This window comes from Saccharibacter sp. EH611, from assembly GCF_009834765.1.
Classification (GTDB): Bacteria; Pseudomonadota; Alphaproteobacteria; order Acetobacterales; family Acetobacteraceae; genus Saccharibacter.
Genome location: NZ_WVHP01000022.1, coordinates 18,574 through 43,471, shown reverse-complemented (window position 1 = coordinate 43,471; position 24,898 = coordinate 18,574). Strand labels below are relative to the sequence as shown.

The window sequence follows — 24,898 nt, the reverse complement described above, 5'->3', positions numbered from 1 at the left end:
AGTATTTTTTTCGTTCTTGGATAGGAGCCACCTATGCCTGCTCATAAGACAGCCGCGACATCACCGATGCTTTCGACCGGTGCTGAGGTCGTTCTTCGCGTTCTCGAAGAGTATGGTGTAGAGGTTATCTTTGGGTATCCCGGTGGGGCTGTTCTGCCTCTCTATGATGCGTTGTTTGAGCGGAAAAAGATTCGTCATATTCTTGTTCGCCATGAGCAGGCTGCTGTGCATGCAGCGGAGGCCTATGCACGCTCAACAGGGAAAGTGGGCGTTGTGTTGGTAACGTCAGGGCCGGGAGCGACAAACGCTATCACGGGTCTGACAGACGCAAAAATGGATTCTATTCCGCTTGTGTGCCTGACAGGGCAAGTGCCCGTGCCTTTGATCGGCAAGGATGCCTTCCAAGAAGCAGACATCGTGGCGATGACCAGCCCGGTGACGAAGAAGAGCACCATGGTGCGTGATAGCGCTGAGCTGGCACCGACCATGCGTGAAGCGTTTGAGATTGCCCAGAGTGGTCGTCCAGGGCCTGTTGTGGTGGATCTCCCTAAGAACATTACTGTGGCAGAAGCACCTTTCCCGCCAGCTTCTCATGCAGAAAAGCAGGAAGTCGTTGCCTCCGTTGATAAGTCTGCGATCAAACAGGCTGTTGAGGCGATGAAGAAGGCGAAGAAGCCTCTTCTTTACACAGGTGGTGGCGTGATTAACGCGGGTGATGAAGCATCGGCTTTGTTGCGTGAGCTGGCACGGCGCACAGGCTTCCCCGTTACCTCAACGCTCATGGGGCTAGGGGCGTTCCCTGGTTCAAGCGACCAGTTCCTTGGTATGCTGGGAATGCATGGGGCGGTAGAAGCCAATATGGCGGCCCATGATTGTGATGTGTTGGTCTGCCTTGGTGCACGTTTTGATGATCGTGTCACGGGGCGTGTTGATGGTTTCTCACCGCATTCGTTCAAAATTCAGGCGGATATTGACCCTCGCGAATTTGGCAAGATCATTCCCGTTGATGTGACCCTTCAAGGGGATTTGAAAGCAACGCTGAAGGCTCTTCTCGACGCTTGGGGTGATGCGAAAGCGGAAGACCTCACGCCATGGTGGAAAGAGATTGACCAATGGCGCCAGGTGAACGGCTTTGGTTATGAGCAAGACACGGCGTCTGAAGCGCTTATTAAACCGCAGTATGCGATTGATCGGCTTTATGCGCTGTCTCACAAGACAGGACGTGACACTTTCGTGTCCACAGAGGTGGGGCAACACCAAATGTGGGCCGCTCAACATTTCGGCTTTGATGAGCCGCGTCGTTGGCTGACATCAGGTGGGCTTGGCACGATGGGCTATGGCTTGCCTGCTGCTGAAGGGGCACAGGTTGCTCACCCAGATGCCTTGGTGATTGATATTGCCGGTGAAGCGTCAACCTTGATGAATATTCAAGAGTTGGGAACGTTGGCGCAATATCGTCTTCCGGTGAAGATTTTCATCCTCAATAATCACTATCTTGGCATGGTGCGTCAGTGGCAGGAGCTGATTCACGACAAGCGCTATTCTGAATCATATAGCGATGCATTGCCGGATTTTGTGAAACTCGCAGAATCTTTCGGAATTAAAGGCTTGCGTGCAACGTCGGCTGGTGAGCTCGATAGTACGATTGAAGAGATGTTGTCTCATAATGGGCCAGTGCTCGTGGATGTGCACGTTACGGCTGAAGAAAGCTGCTATCCGATGATCCCGTCGGGTGCGACCCATAACCAGATGCTCCTTGGGCCGGATAAAGTATTCGGTGGGGCGGAGCTAACGGAAGAGGGGAAACGCCTCGTTTAAAACGATAGCGTCTTTCTTAAAAAATGAATGGTGAGGTCGGGGGTATCCTCCTCGACACTGTTGGGGGCTGGTGGGCCCCGTAAAGATGGCCTTGAGGGGCTAAAAGGAGCAAGTTATGCGTGTTTATTATGATCGTGATGCGGATATCAATTTAATCCAAAATAAAAAAGTGGCGATCATTGGCTATGGGAGCCAAGGCCATGCTCATGCGACCAACCTGCGTGATAGCGGTGTGCGTGAGATGGTGGTGGCTCTGCGCCCTGGCTCTAAGGCTGCACCAAAGGCTGAGGCTGCCGGTTTCCGGGTTGTGACACCTGCTGAAGCTGCAGCTTGGGCTGACGTTGTGATGATCTTAACCCCAGATGAGGGGCAGGCTGCTCTGTATAAAGAACATCTGGAACCTAACCTGAAGCCTGGCACAGCTCTGGCGTTTGCTCATGGTCTGGCGATCCATTTCCGTCTGATTGAACCAAGCCCTGAGATGGATGTGTTCTTGATCGCACCAAAAGGCCCCGGCCATACGGTGCGTTCTGAATATGAAAAGGGCGGCGGAGTGCCATGCCTGGTGGCTGTGGAGCAGAATGCGTCCGGTCATGCACTGGAACTGGCTCTGTCCTATGCCTCTGCTAACGGTGGTGGCCGCGCGGGTGTGATTGAAACCTCCTTCCGTGAAGAAGTGGAAACGGATCTGTTTGGTGAGCAAGCCGTTCTGTGCGGTGGCACGATCGACCTGATCCGTGCAGGGTTCGAGACGTTGGTTGAAGGTGGTTACGCTCCAGAAATGGCTTATTTCGAATGTTTGCACGAAATGAAGCTGATTGTGGATCTGCTTTATGAAGGTGGGATTTCCAACGTGAACTACTCCATCTCCAATACGGCTGAATATGGTGAGTATGTCAGTGGCCCACGCGTGATTACATCTGAAACAAAGGATGCAATGCGTAAGGTTCTGCGTGACATTCAGGATGGCACCTTCGTGCGGAACTTCATTTTGGAAAATCAGTCAGGCAATGTGACGTTTAAAGCGACACGTCGTCATAATGATGAGCACCAGATTGAAAAAGTGGGCGCGAAGCTGCGTGAGATGATGCCATGGATCGCTAAAAACAAGCTGGTCGATAAAACACGCAATTAATCGTTGGGTTTTCTTCTCTATGCACAAGCCTCTCTTCTCACGTTTTTCAGGTGAGAAGAGAGGCTTTTGTCTAACAAATACTTAATTTTTATACGATAATAGTCTTTCTAACATTTAAAGGTTGCATTTAGGAGAAAGGGTGTTTAACAAGCGGCTTTCTTTAGCCCAAGGGGGCACTATGCCCAACAGGCTGTCTACTGGTTTGGGGGTACGTCATGAACGCACTTGCTCAACTGGGGATGGTATCGGAATGTCCGAGAGATATCCAGAACGCTAACACAGTCCCGGCTGAGGCCGAATGTAAGGACTATTTTATCTCGCGCGATGGCGAGCAGTTTGCAGGGAACCACCTGCTTATTGATTTCTGGGACGCCCAGAACTTGAATGATCCACAACGGATTGACGATATTTTACGTCGCGCTGCAGAAGCAGCAGGGGCGACGATTTTGCACGGCCATTTTCACCATTTTACCCCCAATGGGGGCGTGTCTGGCGTGCTCGTTTTGGCGGAAAGCCATATTTCTATTCACACATGGCCTGAGCGTCAATTTGCTGCGGTTGATGTGTTCATGTGCGGCGCCTGTGATCCACATCTCTCACTTCCTGTCATGCAAGAGTTGTTTCAGGCAGGGCGGGTTGAGATGGATGCTTTCCGTCGAGGGCGTGTCCAAAAACGCATGAAAGACCTAGCGTAAGTAACGCGTATTTCAGCAAAAAATAAGTAGAAGATGTGGCGAAGCTGTTTTGAACGGCTTCGTCATGTCGTGGTGATGTGTGGAAGGATCGGATATGGCCGATACATGGCTTAATGAGAGTCTTTACCCTGATTGGGGCCAGCGTTTTCAGACGGTGCGTGAGCTCGCACGAGAGCGTTCTGATTTCCAGGATATTGTGGTTTTTGAAAGCACCTCTCATGGTCGCGTTTTAGCGCTTGATGGTGTGATCCAGATTACTGAGCGCGATGAGTTCGTGTATCAAGAAATGCTGGCTCATGTGCCGCTGCTGACACATCCAAACGCAGAGCGTGTGTTGATTATTGGTGCCGGAGATGGAGGCGTGCTTAAGCGCGTTCTGCAACATAATACGGTTAAGCAGGCTGTGATGGTCGAGATTGATGGCCGCGTTGTGGAGCTTGCTAAAGAGCATATGCCGATGATCGCTGGTGATGCGTGGCATGATCCACGTGCTGACGTGATTATTGGTGATGGGATTGATTATGTCGCTAAAGCGGCGCCGTCTTCTTTTGACGTGATCATTGTTGATAGCACAGACCCAATTGGTGTCGGTGAGGTGCTGTTTACAGATGAATTTTACCGCGATTGTGAACGGATTCTCTCTGATGAAGGCGTGATCGTGAACCAATGTGGTGTGCCGTTCATGCAGGCTGACGAGTTGCATGAAACGAGTGCACGTCGTGCAAAATTCTTCCCGCATGTAACGGCCTATGTCGCTGCGGTTCCGACCTATGTCGGTGGCTTTATGACGCTGGGTATGGCGAAAAAAGGCAAGAATCCGCATCAGCTTGATGTAGAGCAGATCAGACAACGTGCTCAAAAAGCGGGGCTTTTGGAGAGTTGCCGCTATTGGACACCAGAGGTGCATATAGGCGCATTCGCTCTTCCTCCCTATATTGCAGAGCATCTCCCCGCCGTTCAGGGGTAATGGGTTGAAGGATGAAGAGTATGGTTCGTCGCGTAACGGTTTCTGATGTTCTGAAAATGAAGGCAGAGGGGCGCCGCATCCCTATGGTGACGGTGTATGATTACCCCTCTGCGTTGATTGCAGAACGGGCTGGCGTGCCGGTTGTCTTGGTTGGGGATTCCCTCGGGATGGTTGTGCATGGTCATAGCACCACTCTTCCGATCCGAGCCGATGATATGATTCTCCATGCTCAGATGGTGATGCGCGGCAGCCAGAATGCTTTGGTTGTGGTTGACCTTCCTTTTCTAAGTTACGCAACGGAGCAAGATGCTGTCACAGCAGCGCGACGTGTTATGCAAGAGGGAGGCGGCCAGGCCCTCAAACTTGAAGGTGGAGCAGAAATTGCCCCCATCGTGCGGCGCCTGACAGAAATGGGCGTGCCTGTTATGGGCCATTTGGGTCTCACGCCTCAATCACAGCATCAACTCGGATTGCGTGTGCAGGCGAAAGAAGTGCGTTCTGCTCGTAAATTATTAGCCGATGCCCGCGCACTTGAAGAAGCCGGTGCTTTTGCGGTGGTGTTAGAGCTTGTCCCAGCAGAATTGGCCGAGCTTGTGTCGAGTGAGTTGACGATTCCAACCATTGGGATTGGCGCTGGTGTGGGGTGTGATGGCCAAGTGCAAGTTTGGCACGATCTTTTGGGAATATTTGATAGTAAATCCCCACGCCATGCCCATCGTTTTGCTGAAATTGGCCCGCAGATGGAAGAGGCGGTGCGCCATTATGCCGAACAAGTGAAAGAGGGCAGTTTTCCCACGGCGGCGCAGAGTACAAAAATGAATCCAGAGGTTTTGGCAGAGCTTAAAAAAGATATTTCTTCTTCAAAATAAAGAGAAGAGAGATTGTCAGCTTCTGGAGATACTGGCACAGTGAAGCTCTCGTTACGGGAGAGACTGGCTAACAATGCCAGCGCCGAAGGAGCAACCGCCCCGGAAACTCTCAGGCAAATGAACCGAAACGAGAGGTTATTCTGGAGAGAGGTGCGTTAGCATCCGCCGATGGGATAATGATCTCAGGCAGAAGGACAGAAGGGGCTGTGTCGCAGGCTGAAAAAGTCTGCGATGTGGTTTTGTCCAATTTTTGCCGGGGTCATCCCTCTGATGAACGAACCTCTCAAGCACACACCTCTTTACGATCTCCACGTTTCACTTGGTGCCAAAATGGTGCCTTTTGCGGGTTATGAGATGCCCGTTCAATACCCGATGGGTGTGATGGAAGAACATCAGCATACGCGCCATAAGGCGGGATTGTTTGATGTGTCTCATATGGGGCAGCTTCGTATTCGCCCGCGTTCTGGCGGCGGAGCTGAGGCTGCCGCAGCGTTTGAAACGCTTGTGCCGATGGACTTTATCGCTTTGCCTGAAGGGCGGCAGCGTTACGCGCTTCTGACCAATGAGCAGGGTGGCATTCGTGATGATCTGATGGTTGCGCGGCAAGCGGGTGATCTATTCGCTGTTGTTAATGCAGCCAATAAGGATAGTGACGCTGCTTATATTGAAAAGCAGCTGGCAGAAGACTGCCACGTCATTCGACAGTTTGATCGCGCTCTTCTCGCTCTTCAAGGGCCGAAAGCGGTGGATGTCATTGTTGATCTCTTCCCTCAAGCGGCCGCGATGCGGTTTATGGATTGTGTGGATACAACCCTTGATGGTGTTGCCGTGACGCTCTCGCGTTCAGGCTATACGGGTGAAGATGGCTTTGAGCTGGGGCTACCTGCCGATCAAGCGGCGGCTGTGGCTCGAAAGCTGTTAGACTATCCTGATGTTGCGCCGATTGGCTTGGGGGCTCGGGATTCACTCCGTCTAGAGGCGGGGTTGTGTCTTTATGGTCAAGATCTGAATACCACGACGACCCCTGTTGAAGCGTCACTTGTTTGGTCAATCCAAAAGAGCCGCCGTCCCGGTGGAGAGCGAGCAGGAGGGTATCCTGGAGCAGAGACGATCGCTCAGCAATTAGAGACAGGCGTGTATCGTAAACGCGTTGGTCTTCTCCCTGAAGGGCGTGCGCCTATTCGCGCGGGGGTGGAGCTCTTTTCTGATGAGGCCGGGACAGAAAAGGTTGGTCGTGTCAGCTCTGGGGGCTTTGGCCCGACGGTCGGTGGCCCTGTTGCGATGGGCTATGTCAGCAAGGAGAAGGCAGTGCTTGATACGCCGCTTTTTGCGTCATTGCGTGGGCGTATGGTGCCGGTTGTCGTGCGTCGTATGCCGTTTGTCCCCGCTGGGTTTAAGCGTTAATTTTTCACAATAAGGACGGTTATTATGACCACACGTTATACCGAAACGCATGAATGGGTGCGTCTTGAAAATGGCGATACGGCAACCATCGGGATTACGGCCCATGCCGCTGAAGAGCTGGGCGATGTTGTGTTTGTTGAAGCCAAAGATGTTGGCACGCACCTTAAAGACGGAGAAGCGGTTGCCGTTGTGGAGTCTGTTAAAGCGGCTTCCGATATTTATACGCCTTTGGCCGCAACGGTGGAGAGCTTCAATAGTGCGCTGACGGATGATCCTGCTTTGATCAATGGTGATCCAGAGGGGAAAGGGTGGATTTTGACCGTAAAGCTGGACGACCCAGAAGCGTTTAACACGCTGCTGAGTGCGGAAGATTATAAGAAACTCTAAGAAGCTTATCGTTCTTTTACCCCCCCCCTTGGTGGAGCAGCCCCGATGTCTCTTTGTTGGCCTGAACAAATCGTTCCTTTCAGTCGGCGCCATAATGGCCCCAGCCCTGCGGATCAGCAGGAGATGCTTCAGATACTGGGCTTAAAAAACCTTGATGAGCTGGTTGATCAGGTCGTGCCTCAGAGCATTCGCCCGTCCATCAAAGGGGCGAGCATTGGCCCGGGGGTGAGTGAGGCAGATGCCATTGAACGTTTACGGCGTATGGCGCGGAAGAACCGCCCCATGACGTCTATGATTGGGCAGGGCTATTACGATACGTTTATGCCGTCCGTCGTGATGCGTAACGTGTTGGAAAACCCTGCCTGGTACACGGCTTATACGCCCTACCAACCAGAGATCAGCCAAGGGCGTTTGGAAGCGCTGCTTAACTTCCAAACCCTGGTCAGTGACTTAACGGGAATGCCTGTTGCCAATGCGTCCTTGCTCGATGATGCAACAGCCTGTGCGGAAGCCATGGCAATGGCCTATCGTGTGGGGAAAAAACGCTCCAATCGTTTTCTTGTGGATCAAGATATTCATCCGCAGGTGCTCTCTGTGATGCAAACGCGTGCCCGCCCTCAAGGGTGGGAGATTGAGGTAGCGTCCCTCGAAGGTGGCATCCCAGAAAGGCCGTTCTTTGGGGCGTTGTTGTCTTATCCGGGGTCATCGGGGGAGGTGCGTGACCCACGTGCATGGATCGACGCGCTGCATCAGCAAGAAGCCATCGTAACGCTTCTATGTGACCCCATGGCGCTTGTGTTGCTGGAATCCCCGCAAGCATTAGGTGCTGATATTGCTGTGGGATCTATGCAGCGTTATGGCATGCCGCTGGGCAACGGTGGGCCCCATGCTGCCTTTATGGCAACAAAGGATGCGTATAAGCGCTCTATTCCTGGGCGGATCGTTGGTGTGTCGCGTGATCGTGCAGGTAAGCCTGCGTTACGGTTGGCACTGCAAACGCGTGAGCAGCATATTCGCCGTGAAAAGGCGACCTCCAACATTTGTACGGCTCAAGCGCTTCCAGCCATGTTGTCAGGTTTTTATGCGCTTTATCATGGGCCAGAAGGATTGCAGGCGATTGCAACGCGGATCCATCGTTTCACCTCTATTCTAGCGGCTGGTTTTAAGGTGCTTGGGATAACGCGCGGTAACACGCACTTCTTTGATACCATCACGTTAGAGCTCAGCACGCAGGCTGAAGCGTTTTTGGACAAAGCGCGCCAGGCCGGCATTAATCTGCGTGATATGGGCGCTGGGCGCGTTGGTATCTCCTGTGATGAAACCACGCAGGTAGAGACGATCCGTGCTTTATGGCGTTGTGCAGGGGCTGATGATGCTCGTCTAGCAGACTTTGAAAAAGAGCTTTCCGTAGGCGACGAAGGGCTTCCAGCGCCTTTGTGCCGTCAGGGAGACTTTCTAACACATCCTATCTTCCATCGTTATCATTCTGAAACAGATATGATGCGCTATATGCGTCGCTTGGCGGATAAGGATCTCGCTTTAGATCGGAGCATGATCCCCTTAGGCTCCTGCACGATGAAGCTCAATCCCGCCACAGCGATGATGCCGATTACATGGCCAGAATTTGGGCGTATTCATCCTTTTGCGCCAGAGGATCAAAAGCAAGGCTATAGCGAGCTGTATGCGTATCTTGAAAAAGCACTGTGCACGCTATCAGGCTATGATGCCGTATCGTTACAGCCCAACTCTGGTGCTCAAGGTGAGTTTGCTGGGCTGATGGCCATTGCGGCGTATCATCGGGCTCATGGCCAAGGACAGCGCCATGTGTGCCTTATCCCGGCATCAGCTCATGGCACGAACCCGGCCTCTGCCCAGATGGCAGGGATGACAGTGGTTGTCGTAGCCTGTGATGACGCTGGGAATGTGGATGTTGCCGATCTTAAAGCGAAGCTCGCTCAGTATGAAGGCGAGGTAGCCGCTGTGATGGTGACGTATCCCTCAACTCATGGTGTGTTTGAAGAACGCATCACAGAAATCTGCGCGTTGGTGCATGAGGCTGGCGGACAGGTTTATCTTGATGGGGCCAACTTAAATGCGCAGGTTGGTTTAGCGCGCCCGGGGAAGTATGGAGCGGATGTCTCTCACTTTAACCTGCACAAAACCTTCTGCGTTCCTCATGGTGGCGGTGGCCCGGGGATGGGGCCGATTGGCGTGGGGGCGCATCTTGCCCCTTATCTACCTACAGGTGAGGCTGATGGTGCGCGTATTTCAGCGGCCCCTTATGGGTCTGCGTCAGTTCTGCCGATTTCAGCTGCCTATATCATGATGATGGGCGATGAAGGCTTACGCCAAGCCTCCATTGTGGCGGTGCTGAATGCGAACTACATCGCTAAACGGCTTGAAGGGGCTTATGAGGTGCTCTTCCGTGGAGAGCGTGGCTTTACAGCACATGAATGTATCCTCGACCTGCGTCCGCTTAAGGAAAAAGCCGGGGTGACGGTTGATGATATTACCAAGCGTCTCATTGATTATGGCTTCCATGCGCCAACCGTCAGCTTCCCTGTGCCGGGAACGGTGATGATTGAACCAACCGAGTCTGAAAGCCGGTGGGAGCTGGATCGTTTTTGTCAGGCGATGCTCTCTATCCGTGAAGAGATTGCGTTGATTGAAACGGGAGAACGTTCGTATGAGGAAACGCCTCTTTCCTATGCCCCTCATACGGCGGCTGACCTCACGTCTGAATGGCCGCGGCGTTATAGTCGCTATGAGGGGGTCTATCCTGCTGGAACAGAGATTGATAAATATTGGCCAGCTGTGGGGCGGATTGACAATGTCTGGGGTGATCGGAATTTGATTTGTTCCTGCCCTGATATTGCCTCTTATGTTTCGGATACACAGAACTAGGCAAACGCGCTGGGCGTGTTGTGCCATCAATAGATGTTATCCCAATCATGTGCTTGTCACTGACGTGAAAGCAGGCCATGCAGGGAGAGCACTATAGGAAAGGATATTTCACCATGAGTGACGCTATTCATATTCTCGCTATCGTTACGACGGATGCGGATAAAGCTCCTGCGTTAGAACAAGCCGTGCAACGCTGCGCTGCTTTTTCTTTGAAAGAAGAGGCGTGCAAGCGCTATGAAATTTCACGGGATCTTGAAAAGGTCGGTCGTTTTACTGTGAGTGAAATTTGGGCGTCACAGTCCGGCTTTGAAACGCATCTTGCTTCCGCTCACTTTGGTGAATTGGTCGAGCAAGTGAAGAGTCAGGGCGCTCAGCTAGACGTGTTTAAAACACAACCACTTGAACCAAAAGCATAAGACGGAGGTAACAGGCTATGGCCGATTATCGCCTAGGAATTGATTTCGGTGGCACAAAGATTGAAGTGCTCGCCCTTGATCGTGCAGACAAAGAAGTGCTGCGTGAGCGTGTGCCCAACCCCGGCAAATATGATGAAGCTGTGTTGGCTGTGCGTGACCTCGTGCTCAAAGCAGAGCAGACGATCGGTTGCGTTCCGGCTCACCGCATTTCAGCAACGCAGCCTTCTTCTACGCTGGGCATTGGTATTCCAGGATCTCTGTCGCCTGAGACAGGGTTGGTGCGTAATTCCAATGCAACATGGCTGAATAATAATCCCTTTAAAGCGGATATTGAAAAAGCGCTCGACCGTCCCGTACGCATTGAAAATGATGCAAATTGCTTTGCGCTGTCAGAGGCCGCGGATGGTGCTGGTGCCGGCTATGGGACTGTGCTGGGTGTAATCATTGGCACCGGAATGGGCGGCGGCATTGTTGCGAATGCACGCATCCTCTCAGGTCATCATCACATTGCAGGTGAATGGGGCCATATTCCTTTGCCATGGGCAACGAAGGATGACCTTCCTTTGCGGAAATGTTTCTGCGGTAATGAAGGCTGTCAGGAGCGTTATCTTTGCGGCCCAGCGCTCGCTGCGGAATGGAAAGGCGAAGGCAACCGTTCCCCTAATGGGATTGAGGATGCCGCCAAAAATGGAGATGAAGCGGCTATCCGTGCGTTAGATCTCTACATGGATCGTTTTGCTCGGGCTTGCGGACAGATTGTCAATTTCCTTGACCCAGACGTGATTGTGCTGGGTGGTGGAGTGTCGAACCTCCAATCCATCTACCAGCGCGTGCCGAAGCTGTTACCACGGCATGTGATTACCTCTCCTTGCACAACGCCAATCGTGCAAAATCGTCACGGCGATAGCTCTGGCGTGCGTGGGGCTGCTTGGTTGTGGGATGTCAGTGAAACAGGCGCTCCGACTGAAGAGTAAGGATTGTCTGATTTCGCAGGTGGTTATGCTTAAAAGGCGTGCTCTTTTTCCCGAGCACGCCTTTTTTATATTGGGTGGAAAGCTGACCGACGTTGTTTAGCCTGCTTGTTGCAGGGGCGTTCTGTGATGATGCTTAGGGCTTGGGCGAATTGTACAGCGTCTGAAAGACGAGAACTCTCATGATGCACTTTTTGTATGTTAAAGCTGAGGAAAGAGAGGAGTCCTGTTTACGCATTTGCGATTAGCATGGAGTATCGTGAACAAAATATTATGCGTGCATTATGAACGTTCTCAGTGAATGACGAGCCTATGATCGGAGATACAGGACGCTGAGGTAGTGTTTTGCCAGACAGGCAGAAGAGTGATAGAATTATCTCTGATTACAAAACCCCCGCCTCTCAACAGAAAGGCGGGGGTTTCTATAGATGTTTTACAGGTTTTTTCCCGATAAGGATTAGACGGAGTAATACATCTCAAACTCAACAGGGTGTGGAGCGTGTTCGAAGCGATACACATCTTCCCATTTCAGGTCGATATAGCTCTCGATCTGATCTTTGGAGAAGACATCTCCTTCCAGCAAGAAGGCGTGGTCTTCTTTAAGAGCTTCCAGCGCTTCACGCAGAGAACCGCAAACCGTTGGGATTTGGCTAAGCTCTTCAGGGGGCAGCGCGTAAAGATCCTTATCCATCGCTTCGCCAGGGTGGATCTTGTTGCGGATCCCGTCTAGGCCGGCCATCAGCATCGCACTAAAGGCGAGGTAAGGGTTAGCCGTTGGGTCGGGGAAGCGGACTTCCACGCGCTTGGCTTTTGGGCCAACCGAATGAGGAATACGACACGCCGCAGAGCGGTTCGCTGAGGAATACGCCAACAGCACTGGTGCTTCAAACCCTGGAATCAAACGCTTATAGGAGTTTGTGGACGGGTTGGTGAACGCGTTCAGTGCCTTAGCGTGCTTGATGATCCCACCGATATAATACAGGGCTTCATCAGAAAGCTCAGCATAGCCTTTTCCTGCAAAACAAGGCTTGCCATCTTTCCAGATGGACTGATGCACATGCATGCCGGTGCCATTATCATCAGCAACGGGCTTTGGCATGAAGGTGGCTGTTTTCCCGTAGGAATGGGCAACGTTATGCACACAGTATTTATAAATCTGCATGAAGTCAGCCGACTTCACTAATGTTGCAAAGCTGGTGCCGAGCTCATGCTGGCTGCGAGCCACTTCGTGGTGGTGCTTTTCGATGGAAAGACCCATCTCGCCCATTGTCGCCAGCATTTCTGCACGGAGGTCATTTTCGCTATCCACGGGTGGGACAGGGAAATCCCCGCCTTTACGACCAGGGCGATGGCCCATATTCCCTTCTGGGTATTCTTTCAGAGGGGCATCGGGCCCTTCAATGCTGTCCACTCGGTAGGTGCTGTAATTTTCACCCGAGCCAAAGACGACATTGTCAAAGATAAAGAATTCTGCCTCGGGGCCGAAGAAGGCTGTGTCGCCTAAGCCGCTTTTTTTCAGATATTCTTCTGCTGCACGCGCTGTGGAGCGTGGATCGCGCGCATAGAACCCTTTAGAGCGTGGATCGACAATATCGCAGAACAGGATAAGCTGTGGACGCGCCGTGAACGGGTCCATAACGGCTGTTTCTGGATCTGGCAGGAGAACCATGTCAGATTCATTGATCGCTTTCCATCCTTGGATGGAGGAGCCATCAAACATAAAACCATCTTTGAAGCTATCTTCCTCAATGGTGGCGACCGTTTGGGTGGTGTGGTGCCATTTCCCTTTGGGATCGGTAAAACGGAGATCAACAAATTCAACGCCGTGTTCTTCAATTAAATCAAAGACGCGCTGGATAGCGGCTTTGTTAGGAGCGCTTTTTTTGGAGGAGGATGTTGCTTTTTTGGCCATGGGTTTGTGCCTTCGCATGATTAAACTGCTTCCAAAACGATTAGGCGACATTGGCGCTGATGTCGAGAGGTTGCGCCCATGATGTTTCCTATGAAAGAATCTTTTCCTTTAGATTATTTTTTCTTTACACATTGTTTTCGCTGGAGTTTCCCGCATGGTTTTGTCTTTTTCTTCTGATGCATCCGACGTTTCGGATCACATTTTTTTTAACAATCCGGCTGTTTCATGGACCCCTGACGAGGTCGATGGGGTGCTTCAGAGGCGCCTCAAGGGCATGGATGATGGTGAGCTCTTTTTAGAATATCGTGAGAGTGAAACACTGGGCCTTGATAATGGTGTGCTCCGGCAAGCGGGCTTCCAGCGTTCATCTGGATTTGGTTTGCGTGGTGTCCAAGGAGAGCAAACTGTCTTTGCCCACTCTGGGACATTAAGCCTAGAGGCGTTGCAGCGCGCGTCAGAGGGATTGCAGCTTCTCACAACTCAGGAAGGGGTGGGGCAACCATCATTACAGAGTGATATCCCCGTCTGTGAGGCGCTTTATAAGGCTGATCACCCGTTAACAGATGGTGTGTTTGCTGATCGCGCCTCTCTTTTAAGCGAGATTGATGCCTATGGGCGTGGGTTAGATCCGCGCGTTGTCCAGGTTAATGCCACTCTACATACGCAGTGGCAGGTTGTGCGCGTGATGCGTCCTGACTTCCTCAATGGTGGTCGTGAGACTCCTATGGTGGATGTGCGGCCTCTCGTGCGGTTGGATATAACGATTATTGTCGAGCAAGCGGGACGGCGTGAAAGTGGGCGTTCCGGGCAGGGGGGGCGTTATAATCTTGCACGCCTTATACAAACGCAGACATGGCAAAGCATGGTGCGAGAGGCTTTCCGTCAAGCCTGTGTGAATTTGGAGGCCGTGCCAGCTCCTGCAGGGGATATGCCGGTCGTGTTGGGGGCAGGTTGGCCCGGTATTTTGCTGCATGAAGCTGTTGGACATGGATTAGAAGGTGACTTTAATCGCAAAGGCACATCTGTCTTTAGCGGTAAGATCGGCCAGCGTGTGGCCTCTCCTGGGGTGACGATTGTTGATGATGGTACGCTTTTTGAACGGCGAGGTTCTCTGGCCATGGACGATGAGGGAACAGCCACACAACGTACTGTGCTGATTGAGGATGGAATTTTGCGCTCTTATATGCAGGATCGTCTTAATGCGCGGTTGATGGGACAGTCTTCAACAGGAAATGGACGTCGAGAATCCTATGCACATGCGCCGATGCCGCGTATGACAAATACAGTAATGACAGGAGGAAAATCCTCTGAAGAAGAGATGATCCGCTCGACCAAAAAAGGACTTTATGCCGTCAATTTTGGAGGCGGGCAGGTCGATATTACGTCTGGAAAATTTGTTTTTGCTACATCTGAAGCCTATTTGATTGAGGATGGTAAAATTACAACACCTGTAACAGGTGCCACATTGATCGGCAGCGGATCGGCAGTAATGCGCGGTATTTCAATGATTGGGCCTAAGATGAAACTGGATCCGGGCATCGGCACATGTGGCAAAGCAGGGCAAGGTGTGCCCGTTGGCGTGGGGCAGCCTGTAATGAAAGTTGAAGGTTTAACGGTTGGGGGACTTGCATCTTAATTCTTTTGATGGCGTAATCGTTAACTCTCATAAATTTTTCTTTAACAAGGTTTGTCCGTATATGAACAAATCCCTGTGGATGTCGTTGGTGCTGTCTGGAGTAACTCTTTGGACAGTTGGTTGTGTCGGCATAGCCCAAGCTGCTGATACGGCAACAGCAACAACACCGGCAGCAACGAACACAAGCGCGGACAAACCGCTTCCGGAGCAATGGTATACGGGGTCGATTTATTCCCCTTCTCCAGCTTTGCCTGCTCCTGGTATGATTGCTGTAGAACCTTATGTCGCGGCAGGTTTGCCTGCAGGCGCTTTTGGTTCAAACGGGCATTTGAATAAGAATGTAGGCTCTCAAAAGTCTATTTCTCAGTATACATTGTTCAAATATGGTTTAACGAGCCATTTGTCTTTTTATTTGTTGCCGGATTACAGTTACAGTTGGGGGAATCATGCGAAGAGGTCAGGTCTAAAATTTAATGACCTGCCTGTTGAGTTCGAGTATCGTCTGACACCGCATTATACACCTTCCGTTTCGGTGTATCTGGGATTTAATGCTCCAACAGGGGATTATAGCAATCTTGCCAATGCATCAGAAGGTGTGGGGCAGGGGGCGTGGTTTATCCGTTATGGGTTGCACACGCAATTTGCGTTGCCTTTCTTTAAGCATGCGATGCGTATTCGTCTTTGGGCGCAGGGGCGGCAGCCTGTGACGAGTGCGCGGTTACGCAACATTTCAAGCTATGGGACAGAGATGGGCTTCTCTGGACGCGCTCACCCAGGGCCTTTTGGGAATGAAGGGGGATCGGTTGAGCTGGGAATTACCAAGCGCTGGGTTTTCGCCATGGATTTGTATCATACGTGGTCATCGTCAACGACCTTGCGTGGGTATAATCGCAATACGGGGATGAATATTCATTCACGGACAGGGTGGTCTGGTGCCTTTAATGTGGGGCCCGCGATTGAATATAACTTCTCTGCTGATGTTGGAGCGCTTGTTGGTGTGATTCTGCCGGTCGCTGGTCATAACACAACGCGTTCAATTTCACCGCAATGCGCTGTTTTTGCGATGTTCTAAGCACGTCGTTCATTATTATATATGCCTTGAAAAGCCGCTCCTAAGGGGGCGGCTTTTCGTTATCTGCTCCTTAGAAGGGAAAACATTAGCGTAAGTCACTTTCCTAGTGTTGGAGAACCATCATAACAAACAGAGCATCCCGTCATTTGAAACAGGCTATTTTAGCTATTTGATGGCGTGATAAACATGGGACTAATAGCGTTTCATCTCTTCTGAACTGGGATGCGGTCGTTTGGAGGCTGTTTAAACTTTTTAGTTGCTGACCAACCAAGATATGTGGCGAATATGTTTACCCGCTACAGAAAATTTAATTCGATTTTGGCATGCCCTCGTTTGGTTACGAGGCTGGATAAGCGATAGCTATATTGATGTATTACGTTTATGTAAGATTTATGCAGCGGCTCTCAAAGTAAGCCGGAACAATTTTTATTGCGCTAAAAGACTGACTGATGTCGTCATGATCATCATTAGTTAGTGGCAAAAGAGGTTTCAGCTTTACAAAGGCGCGACCTATTTTATAGAATCACAGTGTTCTGCTTTCGGTCATATTTTAAAATAATTTTCCCGAAGCGTAGAATAACAATCCCTATCAGGTACTGTATTACGTGCATAGCACGCGAATTTATGCTCTGGCGTGGAAATATTTAACGAAATCGCACGTTTTTTAAAGAAGGGAGAATTCAAACAATATTAGATACATGGCTTCAGTTTATTGATGTCAGAAAAATAAAGTCCTCTTAATATTATAATGAGAGAGGATCGATAGGAGTAACGTTATGAGTAAAGAGACGGTATCGCCGCTATTACAGCAGGCGAGTGGACGGTTTGATTTATACGAAATTGCCCAATCATTCCCTCCAACAGCAGATACAATGCTGCTTGATACCTATGTGTCGGATAAACCAGAAGCCAGCATAAGGGTTTTCCGGATTTATCGTGATGTTCCGGCACATTATCATAATCAATGCGACGAAGTTTTGTATGTTCTTTCAGGAGAGGGAACATTTTGGATTGATGATCCTGAGAAAGAAGCGCCTTTCGCGCCAGGACAGGTGATCATTTTTCCTAGGCGAGCGGTTCATTCCGTTCCGCGTATTATCAAAGGGCCTGTTGTGTTCTTTTCTATTGATACGCCGCGACGTGCTCCAGATGATGTCGTGTTTGTGAACCCGGATGAAGGCACGCCCTCAACCTTCATTGCGCGTTTGTAAGAGGATGATTGCCTCCTTCCATTAAAGTGAGGAAGGAGGCTCTTTTCTTACAGGCCTTGAGAGGAATAAATAAGGCGAAAGATCATTCTCAAAAGATAGGGAATGCCATATTCGATGAGGAGCAGCAGGATAAGAGGTGATAAATCCAACGCTCCCATATCTGGCAGGATAGCGCGAATAGGGCGAAGAACGGGTTCAACCAAACGAACAAGCGTAGCAAAGGCGCTCATTAAAAAGCGATTATTACGAATATCGAGAATACCGAACCCGACAGCCATAGAGGCAACGCAATAGGCCAAGATGATCCATACATACACTTGAAGAAGTGCCATGATGATTTTCATCAGTTGGGCATAAAGCAGAATGATGTTCACAAATTGACCTCATTGAGAGCGATCGGGGAGTGCCATTTGTAATGGCGAAGACATGCACCCTAACAATATAGCTGCAAAAAGCTATCGTTTTTTAGACGGGAGAACAAGCATGATGTTGGGCACTTCTCTTGACAGGTCTAAGTGATCGTGATGAAATATTACTATTCATGGGGCTGTAGCTCAGTTGGTAGAGCGCCTCGTTCGCAATGAGGAGGTCAGGGGTTCGATTCCCCTCAGCTCCACCATGAATTCACCTGTTATCATGTTGCGGTGCAGTGGGCGTTCCATAAGGCATTATGGACGACGGAGTGGCTTGTATCAGCTGTAAATGAAGGTGATGGCCGTTTGAGTAATTCAGTCCAGAAATCTCTGTGAGTTGCTGAGTTCCTATACCCATGTGGCGAAGGTTTTCTGTGAGAGTAGGGGCGTCTTTACGGTCTGTCAGCAAAAGGTCACAACGTGCATGGGCTTTCAGGCTTTGTGCGGCAAGGGACGGAGACAAAAGGCGCGTCTGTTCTCCTGCCAAAAAGACAAGGCTTGGTTCGTGATACGAAGCTGAAATAAGCACGCTTGAGGGGCACGGGCGCCATTGGTTAAAGGCCTGCGCTATTCTGGGTGAAAGCTGAATCTGGGAAAGAGCAGGGATGACGGCTAGAAAAAGCCCTACATGAATGAGTAAGGCTGTTCCTATGGCACAATAGGCGGATTCCTGAGGTTTTTGACGATAGAAATACCAGATTGCGCTGAGCATAAGCGGTAAACTACTCAGCAGAGCGATAAGGGCACGAATAGAGAGAAGATGCTCCATACGCGCGAGCAGGATTGTGCCAGCACAGCAAAAGAGCAGCCCAAGGGCTGACCATAATCCGCCATAAAGATTGAGCAAGGTTTTTCCCCATCGTGAAAAATGATGTTGGGGCCAAGCGATGAGCGAAGCTGCTGTGAGTAGAGCAATCGCTGGGAATGTAGGGAGTACATAATGGGGGAGCTTTGTGGCGAGGAGCTCAAAAAAGACCCAATGAGGGATAATCCAGCATAGAAGAAAGCGAACAGAGTGGCACCGTCGATGGTGCCAAATACTGGGGAGAGCGCGAACAGCGAAGAGTGCCCCTGGCCAAAAGCTGAGTAAAAAGACGAGGAGATAATAGCCGGGGGGAAAACCGTGAGATTCCTGTGCGTGGCCAATTTTACCCAAGAGGTTATGCCCCACCGCGTTGGTAAAAAAAGCACCATGGCTGACAAGAGCAATCCCGATGCACCAAGGCAAAGCGACAGTGAGCATCGCGGGCACACCCCATAGAGGGTGAAGGCGACGCCAAAGAGCTGTTGAACGTTCTGCTATACTAAAAGCCAATACTGTGCCGAGGCCGGGAATTAGGACAATAGGGCCTTTAAGCATAAGGCCGCATCCAAGAGCGAGCCAGAATCCCAATGTTACGTAGCGTGGTGTTGGTCGTACGCTATGACGGTCGCGAATATGGCACCAAAGCAGGGCTTCTGCGCAGAGGATATCCAGCAGCAGTACGGTGTCAATTGTGGCCATGCGTGTTTCAGCGGCAAACAATGTGGAGGCCATGAGAAGAAAGGCCGCTAATAGTCCAACGCCGCTACTAAAGAGTGAGGCCCCTAGCCAAGCGGTGAGAGGGACGATCGCACTTGCAGCAAGAAGGCTGGGGAGGCGATAGGGCCATGTTTGGTGGCGTATCTCTGGCCCTAAAACGAACTCACTGATTTTCTCAGACCCTGCCTCAAGCCAATAAATACCAGCCGGCTGAAGATAGCGTGGATGGTCTTGGAAGCGAATATCAAGATAGTTCCCTGAGCTGAGCATTTGCTCCGTGGCTTCCATATAGCGTGGCTCGTCGCGGTCAAGCGGGGGGAGGGCCATACGACCGGGAAGAGCAAGAACAAAAGCCAGCAAGGCGAGAAGGAGATAATGCTTCCGCTGAAGTGTCACAATGACGGGCTTTCTCTCAATATAGGGTAGGGAAGGTTATAATTCTGTTGGTGGACGGGTGGTAGGGCGTGCACGGTCTTGTAACCACATCACCCCAAGGAGGTCTCGAATACCCACGAGAGCACGGTTAAAGTTCGTGTATTTGGAGCTTCCGTGGAGCCGTTGCCTATGAGTTGTCTCAAGGCAAATAAGCTGGGCACCGTAACGGCCCATTAGAGCAGGAAGGAAACGATGCAGCCCCTCAAATTGTGGGAGGGAGAGGAAAAGCTCTCGAGGGAAAAGTTTGAGGGGGGCTCCGGTATCTGGACAACCATCATGAAGAAGACGCCGCCGCAGGCCATTAGCAAGGCGTGTGGCAAGGCGACGTGAAAAGCGATCACGCCGTTTCCGGCGTATGCCGACGACTAAGGGTGTTTCATCGTGTGAAGCACATGTGATGGCTTCATCAAGCATGGTGCTTATGGTGCGGGGGTCATCTTGTCCATCACCATCCATCGTTGCGATCCAAGGCGCACGGGCTGCTGTAATGGCTGTATGCAGACCAGCTGATTTTCCAAGGCAATGAGGATGGGTGAGGATACGCAATTGTGGAAGAATAGAGCGCCGGGCTTCTAAAAGCCGCCCCAAGGTAGCGTCTGAGCTTCCATCATCAACGATAATAATTTCATGGGGGGGGAAGCCCTCTGAGGCTGACGCTAATTCCTGACAGACAGGAAGAATATTGTCAGCCTCGTTGAGGACTGTAATGACGACAGCCAATAGAGGCGAAGAAAGCGTCTCGGCCGTCATCATAGATTACGCAGCTTGGCGGCGTAAGTTTTTAGACAAATTGTCTAGCCCACCGTCCAGAAGAAGACGGGCTAGTTCAGGGTCTTGAGCGAGTTTTTCAGTGATAACATCACGTGTCGCCTTCATGGTGACGCGTGTTGCTTCATTGCGGATATCAAGCAGAGCATTTTTCTCTGCAATTTCAATCCGTTCGCGTGCTTGCTTTTCATGGCGCGCAACAGTCTCTTGAGCTTCACGGGCTGCGCGTTCCTTTAAGGAGGCCGCTTCAGCTCTTGAGGCTGCAATCAGCTGCTCTGCGTCTTGTAAAGCATGCTCGCGCTCGCGGTTGGCATCTTCAAGCATTTGTTCTGCTTCACGCCGTAGGCGCGTTGCTTCATCAAGATGGCTTCGCACGTTATCAGCACGTTCGTCGAGCTTAGACGTAATTGCACGCCAGAGCACACGGCCAAAAATGATGAAAAACAGAACAAAGGCTAGAGATTCCCAAAAGCGTGGTTCATGAAACATGATAATCTCTCCTTCAGCTGCGGGCACGCTCAACAGCTTTAGTCACAGTGTCACTGTCATAATGGCCCAAGAGCCGTTCTGTCAGTGTTGCTGTCGTAGCTGAAGCAATGTCTGTCAGATGGGAAAGAGCATCACTACGAGCTTTGGCAATCTCTTTCTCTGCTGCGCGGATTTCTTGATCCAAACGTGAGGCAGTTTCGGCACTTTGAGCGTCAGCTTCGGCCTTGGCTTTGTCACGAATGCTTTGAATATCCGCCCGGGCGCTTTCAGCAGCTTTTTCCTTCGCATCAAGGAGTTCTTGATGCGCACGGTCAGCCTCTTTCTTGCTCTGTCGGGCAAGGTCGAGGTCTTTTTTAATCCGTGCATCACGCTTCTCAATTACCCGTGCGACACGCGGCAATGCCGAGCGACTGAGGATAAAGTAGAAGATGATGAAGATGAGTGCTCCCCAGACCACTTGTCCCTGCAAGAGAGGGTCACCGAAGTGAAGCTGGGGCATGCCTTCCGCCACGGCCCGGCCCGGCAAGGCCGCAAGAGGGGCGGCAGACAGGAGGAAACGAGGCGTCAGGCGCATCTCATTAGATCCTTAGACGAAGAGGATAAGGAAGGCGATCAGAAGGGCGAAGAGAGCAATAGCTTCTGTCAGGGCGAAGCCAAGCATCCCAAGACCGAACACATGCGGACGGGAGGCAGGGTTACGTGCGATGGAGTTCACCAGTGCGGCGAAGATATTGCCGATACCGGCACCAACGCCAGCCAGAGCGATAACAGCAAGACCGGCACCAATTTCGCGAGCGGGATGAAGGAGGTCCATGGGTCAGATTCCTCTAAGTCAGGTCAATGACAAAAGCGGTAAGGGCGAGGGGCACCTCAGTGTGAGGTGGCCTCGCTCAGGTAAATGCAAGTGAGAATGGCAAACACATAGGCTTGCAGAAAACCCACTAGCAGCTCGAGTGCCGTTAGAGCGATGTTAATCGCGACTGGAGCGACAGCCAAAACATGGCCAACGACCCCCAGACCGGCAAGCATAATCGTAAAACTTGCAAAAACTTCCAGCAGCACATGGCCTGCTACCATATTGGCAAACAGACGAATAGACAGGCTAACTGGGCGTGACAGGAATGACAGGATCTCGATCGGAATCAGGATCGGTGACAAAGCCATTGGCGCGCCTTCAGGCATGAAATGCTTGAAGAAGCCTAGCCCCTGAAAGCGTAATGCGGTCAGGATAGAGATCACAAACACAGCCAGAGCCATCGCAAGTGTGACAGCGATGTGGCTGGTGAACGTGAATGAAAAAGGTAACAGGCCGAGATAATTACCAGCCAAAATGAAGAAGAAGAGCGCAAAGATAAAAGGAAAAAACGCTGTGCCCTTCTCACCAATAGTGCTGACGGCGAGATCGCGAACAAAGTCATATCCCACTTCGGCTGCAGCTTGCAGCCGGCCTGGTACAACAGCAGCAGGACGCATGCCTATATAAAGGAAGGCAAGAACGAGTGCGACTGCAATCACCATGAACAGCGGGGATTGGGACAGACACAGAGTCTCACCGAAAGAACCAAGAATCGGATGCAGTTCAAACTGTCCGAGCGCGTCAATCGTTGATCCGCTGGCCACGCTGGCTTCTCCCGTCTTTCTTCGCTCCGACATCAGGTATCGGAGCATTCACAACCCGCCAGACATTTCTCATGCCGGCACAAAAACCAAGCAGGGTAAAGACGATCAAAAACAAGGGCAGATGCCCTGTCCAACGATCTAGGCCATAACCGATGCCTACGCCAATGGCGATCCCGGCGATCATGTCACTGCCAATCCGTAGAGCCATACCGAAAGAGGAGTTCTCTCCTCCGCCCATAAAGCTACGGCGTGCTTTTGTTTGAGGAACGCGACGACTTTCTGCCTGAGAAAGGCGCTCTTCAAAGCGACGTTCCTCTTTAGAAGAAAGATGGTCCACGGTTATTCCCCCAAACCCCTGCGATGTGAAAGAGGCAAGAGCCCTCCGTTAAAAATGGAGGGAACTTAACATCTCCTCTACGGGGAGTTAGCTAGACACTGCAAGAGGTAAATGTCAACAATCTTTGGCCACAAACCCAGTAGAGATGGGCATTAAAAGAGCTCATTACGACCCCTTTTTAAACGCTATTTAACCAACAAGACGAAGACGACGTTTTGTCGATGTTTTGCCATTTGCTGGGGTTTCTTCTCCCCCAAAAGGCAACATCGGAGGGCCGTCATCTTCTGTGCTATTATCTATAGGCGCATCTGGCATGTGTTGCCCAAGATACGCTTCTGAGAGGGCGCGGAAGGCGTAATCAAGCATAGACGTGGCATAAGTAGCAACGGGGTCTCCCTCAACCGTGCCGCCGGGGCCAAAACGTGTGTAGGAGAACTGGTCGACAAAAGCTTCAAGAGGAGCTCCAAACTGAAGACCGATGCTGACAGCTTGGCCTAAACACTCCATTAAGCCGCGGGCCATAGGGCTTTCGCGTGGCGGGGAGAGGGCGAGAGCGCCTAGAGAGCCGTCTTCAAATTCGCTCGTACGCATAAAGAGCCGATGCCCACCGATAGAGGCACGTTGGGTAAAGCCACCCTGACGCATGGGGAGGTGGCGCCTAACGCCTCGTTCAAGACGGCTCATAGTCGCTTCAGTTTCTGGTTCAGGCCGTTGTGGTAGATAGTCACAGAGGCCGGACAGCGCGTCTTGCATACGGGCATGGCCTTGGCTGTTTGTTAGAGGAAGCGGCTGTGTGCCTCCCAGAGCTAATGCCAAGGCTTTTTCTGGTGTGAGTCCGCGGTGGGCGAGACGATTGAGAGTAGAAGGGCGGAGATGCCCTTCATCGTCAAGGAGAGAGAAGATAGGTGCGAGGCCACAGGCTTCCACCTCTAAGAGTGCATCACTTGGCCCGGGTGATGAAAAGCCCGTTTCGACGGGCGCGCGATCAGAGTGGGCTGCCGCTGCTGTTGAGACGGAAACGGCAACGCGCTCGAATTCAGGAAAATTGGGGGTCGAGAAGAGGGGAGCTGGTTCTTTTGTTCCAGCCCGTGCAACGATACGTGCAAGGCCGGTAATGGCGCGTGCCATCTGTCGCCCTTCATCACTATCATAGTCCAAACCGATAGCAGCGAGGCAGGCATCTAGGTCGGTAAGGAGCACGATCCCCGCAGGATGGTGGGATGCTGTGTAGGGTGGCGTGTCATCAAACAAAGGGAGTTCGCCACTTTGTTCTGCCTGTTGAGCGGCGTCGAGACGGCGTAAGCTGTCACAGGCGAGTGTGAGGCAGGCTACAAAATGTTCAGGTGAGAAGCAGTTTTCTTGCACGAAGCCTGAAAGGCGGACGACAAAACCAGGCTGTTCGTCGGGCTGGCGTCGCCAAAGGGCGAGGTTGGGAGCCATGTGCTGCATGAGCAGAAGGCACGACAAGCTCCGCCCAGGAGATGGGGTTTCTTTGGGAGTGCCTGGTAATGGAGGGGTTGCGTCGATCATATCAACCCAGCGTGCTGCCTCGGTAGAGAGGCGCAGCGGGCCGCCACATGTCGGTGTCAGTTGAGTGAGCGCCTGGGCGGCGTTATCGCCCCAGGCAGACGGGAGCGTGACCGAACGCAATGCGGCGCTGTCCGGGTCCGTGCTGATCTGAAGCGTTCTCATACGAACGCCGTTCCAGTGAAGGTGCGCTTTCATAAGGATGATTCTAGTACTCAAAATAGCTGACGCAAACCGTGGGAGAGCAGTATTCTTGGGAAAAGATAGCTATAAAGATGGGGATATAGGGGATAACCTGCAAAGAATGATAAAAGAGGGATGATTGGACGTGTGCTGTAGAGTTCGCTAGAGCCTTAATAGGCAGGGCGTCTCTTGCTGCTATGGAAGCCA

The 24,898-nt window shown here is 51.5% G+C and carries 23 protein-coding genes, 1 tRNA gene and 2 riboswitches; of the genes, 14 read left to right on the top strand and 10 right to left on the bottom strand.

Translation table 11 applies throughout. The features are described from left to right. The first annotated feature begins 33 nt into the window (after positions 1 to 33). The 10 genes from ilvB to GS535_RS07370 all read left to right on the top strand — a co-directional run bounded on the left by ilvB (position 34) and on the right by GS535_RS07370 (position 11,569). Positions 34 to 1,818: a biosynthetic-type acetolactate synthase large subunit gene (gene ilvB, locus GS535_RS07415; RefSeq protein WP_160791774.1), complete on the top strand. Its 1,785-nt coding sequence runs from the start codon at positions 34 to 36 to the stop codon at positions 1,816 to 1,818. A gap of 115 nt (positions 1,819 to 1,933) precedes the next feature. Then, complete coding sequence (ilvC, locus tag GS535_RS07410; protein ID WP_160791773.1) at positions 1,934 to 2,953, top strand: ketol-acid reductoisomerase; 1,020 nt, start codon at positions 1,934 to 1,936, stop codon at positions 2,951 to 2,953. Positions 2,954 to 3,168: 215 nt separating this feature from the next. Next, positions 3,169 to 3,648 carry an adenosylmethionine decarboxylase gene (speD, locus tag GS535_RS07405; RefSeq protein WP_160791772.1) on the top strand — a complete coding sequence of 160 codons (480 nt, stop codon included), beginning with the start codon at positions 3,169 to 3,171 and terminating at the stop codon, positions 3,646 to 3,648. 94 nt (positions 3,649 to 3,742) lie between these two features. Further along, positions 3,743 to 4,615 (top strand): polyamine aminopropyltransferase, encoded by an 873-nt coding sequence (speE, locus tag GS535_RS07400; protein WP_160791771.1) that lies wholly within the window; start codon positions 3,743 to 3,745, stop codon positions 4,613 to 4,615. A 20-nt stretch (positions 4,616 to 4,635) separates the two neighbouring features. Beyond that, positions 4,636 to 5,484: a 3-methyl-2-oxobutanoate hydroxymethyltransferase gene (gene panB, locus GS535_RS07395; protein WP_160791945.1), complete on the top strand. Its 849-nt coding sequence runs from the start codon at positions 4,636 to 4,638 to the stop codon at positions 5,482 to 5,484. A 44-nt stretch (positions 5,485 to 5,528) separates the two neighbouring features. Next, positions 5,529 to 5,619: riboswitch (glycine riboswitch) on the top strand. Positions 5,620 to 5,622: 3 nt separating this feature from the next. Beyond that, positions 5,623 to 5,684: riboswitch (glycine riboswitch) on the top strand. Between the two features lie 70 nt (positions 5,685 to 5,754). Further along, a complete protein-coding gene (gene gcvT, locus GS535_RS07390; protein WP_160791770.1) occupies positions 5,755 to 6,888 on the top strand; it encodes a glycine cleavage system aminomethyltransferase GcvT in 1,134 nt (377 codons plus the stop codon). 24 nt (positions 6,889 to 6,912) lie between these two features. After that, on the top strand, positions 6,913 to 7,275 hold the full coding sequence (gene gcvH / locus GS535_RS07385) for a glycine cleavage system protein GcvH (protein WP_160791769.1): 363 nt from the start codon (positions 6,913 to 6,915) through the stop codon (positions 7,273 to 7,275). A gap of 45 nt (positions 7,276 to 7,320) precedes the next feature. Continuing rightward, positions 7,321 to 10,179 (top strand): aminomethyl-transferring glycine dehydrogenase, encoded by a 2,859-nt coding sequence (gene gcvP / locus GS535_RS07380; protein ID WP_160791768.1) that lies wholly within the window; start codon positions 7,321 to 7,323, stop codon positions 10,177 to 10,179. A 113-nt stretch (positions 10,180 to 10,292) separates the two neighbouring features. Continuing rightward, complete coding sequence (locus tag GS535_RS07375; RefSeq protein WP_160791767.1) at positions 10,293 to 10,595, top strand: putative quinol monooxygenase; 303 nt, start codon at positions 10,293 to 10,295, stop codon at positions 10,593 to 10,595. A gap of 17 nt (positions 10,596 to 10,612) precedes the next feature. After that, positions 10,613 to 11,569, top strand: a complete 957-nt coding sequence (locus GS535_RS07370; protein WP_160791766.1) for an ROK family protein — start codon at positions 10,613 to 10,615, stop codon at positions 11,567 to 11,569. A gap of 454 nt (positions 11,570 to 12,023) precedes the next feature. On the opposite strand, the gene glnA is transcribed toward GS535_RS07370, so the two are convergent. Beyond that, the gene (gene glnA, locus GS535_RS07365) at positions 12,024 to 13,478 is read right to left on the bottom strand and encodes a type I glutamate--ammonia ligase (protein ID WP_160799186.1); all 1,455 of its coding nucleotides are present in this window, start codon (positions 13,476 to 13,478) and stop codon (positions 12,024 to 12,026) included. A 154-nt stretch (positions 13,479 to 13,632) separates the two neighbouring features. Here glnA and tldD point away from each other — a divergent pair, with 154 nt between their 5' ends. The 3 genes from tldD to GS535_RS07350 all read left to right on the top strand — a co-directional run bounded on the left by tldD (position 13,633) and on the right by GS535_RS07350 (position 17,397). Continuing rightward, a complete protein-coding gene (tldD, locus tag GS535_RS07360; protein WP_160791764.1) occupies positions 13,633 to 15,114 on the top strand; it encodes a metalloprotease TldD in 1,482 nt (493 codons plus the stop codon). A gap of 61 nt (positions 15,115 to 15,175) precedes the next feature. Beyond that, on the top strand, positions 15,176 to 16,186 hold the full coding sequence (locus GS535_RS07355; protein WP_237442237.1) for a hypothetical protein: 1,011 nt from the start codon (positions 15,176 to 15,178) through the stop codon (positions 16,184 to 16,186). A gap of 776 nt (positions 16,187 to 16,962) precedes the next feature. After that, positions 16,963 to 17,397 (top strand): cupin domain-containing protein, encoded by a 435-nt coding sequence (locus GS535_RS07350; RefSeq protein WP_160791763.1) that lies wholly within the window; start codon positions 16,963 to 16,965, stop codon positions 17,395 to 17,397. Between the two features lie 47 nt (positions 17,398 to 17,444). Here GS535_RS07350 and GS535_RS07345 read toward each other — a convergent pair whose 3' ends face one another. Next, complete coding sequence (locus tag GS535_RS07345) at positions 17,445 to 17,771, bottom strand: YggT family protein (protein ID WP_370518145.1); 327 nt, start codon at positions 17,769 to 17,771, stop codon at positions 17,445 to 17,447. A 169-nt stretch (positions 17,772 to 17,940) separates the two neighbouring features. On the opposite strand from GS535_RS07345, the gene GS535_RS07340 reads away from it, so the two are divergent. Next, a tRNA-Ala gene (locus GS535_RS07340) sits at positions 17,941 to 18,016 on the top strand. Positions 18,017 to 18,021: 5 nt separating this feature from the next. Here the strand turns inward: GS535_RS07340 and GS535_RS07335 are convergent. The 8 genes from GS535_RS07335 to GS535_RS07300 form a co-directional block, all read right to left on the bottom strand. After that, positions 18,022 to 19,728 carry a glycosyltransferase family 39 protein gene (locus GS535_RS07335; protein ID WP_160791762.1) on the bottom strand — a complete coding sequence of 569 codons (1,707 nt, stop codon included), beginning with the start codon at positions 19,726 to 19,728 and terminating at the stop codon, positions 18,022 to 18,024. 36 nt (positions 19,729 to 19,764) lie between these two features. Continuing rightward, a complete protein-coding gene (locus tag GS535_RS07330; protein WP_160791942.1) occupies positions 19,765 to 20,517 on the bottom strand; it encodes a glycosyltransferase family 2 protein in 753 nt (250 codons plus the stop codon). A gap of 6 nt (positions 20,518 to 20,523) precedes the next feature. Further along, complete coding sequence (locus GS535_RS07325; protein WP_160791761.1) at positions 20,524 to 21,024, bottom strand: ATP synthase F0 subunit B; 501 nt, start codon at positions 21,022 to 21,024, stop codon at positions 20,524 to 20,526. A gap of 13 nt (positions 21,025 to 21,037) precedes the next feature. Then, positions 21,038 to 21,598, bottom strand: coding sequence for a hypothetical protein (locus tag GS535_RS07320; protein ID WP_018979930.1), 561 nt, complete (start codon positions 21,596 to 21,598; stop codon positions 21,038 to 21,040). Between the two features lie 12 nt (positions 21,599 to 21,610). Continuing rightward, positions 21,611 to 21,838 (bottom strand): ATP synthase subunit C family protein, encoded by a 228-nt coding sequence (locus GS535_RS07315; RefSeq protein ID WP_018979931.1) that lies wholly within the window; start codon positions 21,836 to 21,838, stop codon positions 21,611 to 21,613. A 56-nt stretch (positions 21,839 to 21,894) separates the two neighbouring features. Next, positions 21,895 to 22,644, bottom strand: coding sequence for a F0F1 ATP synthase subunit A (locus tag GS535_RS07310; RefSeq protein ID WP_018979932.1), 750 nt, complete (start codon positions 22,642 to 22,644; stop codon positions 21,895 to 21,897). Continuing rightward, positions 22,622 to 22,981 (bottom strand): AtpZ/AtpI family protein, encoded by a 360-nt coding sequence (locus GS535_RS11290; RefSeq protein WP_370518144.1) that lies wholly within the window; start codon positions 22,979 to 22,981, stop codon positions 22,622 to 22,624. Before GS535_RS11290 ends, GS535_RS07310 begins: the two co-directional genes overlap by 23 nt. 189 nt (positions 22,982 to 23,170) lie before the next feature. Continuing rightward, positions 23,171 to 24,706 (bottom strand): vitamin B12-dependent ribonucleotide reductase, encoded by a 1,536-nt coding sequence (locus tag GS535_RS07300; protein WP_160791760.1) that lies wholly within the window; start codon positions 24,704 to 24,706, stop codon positions 23,171 to 23,173. Between the last annotated feature and the right edge of the window lie 192 nt (positions 24,707 to 24,898).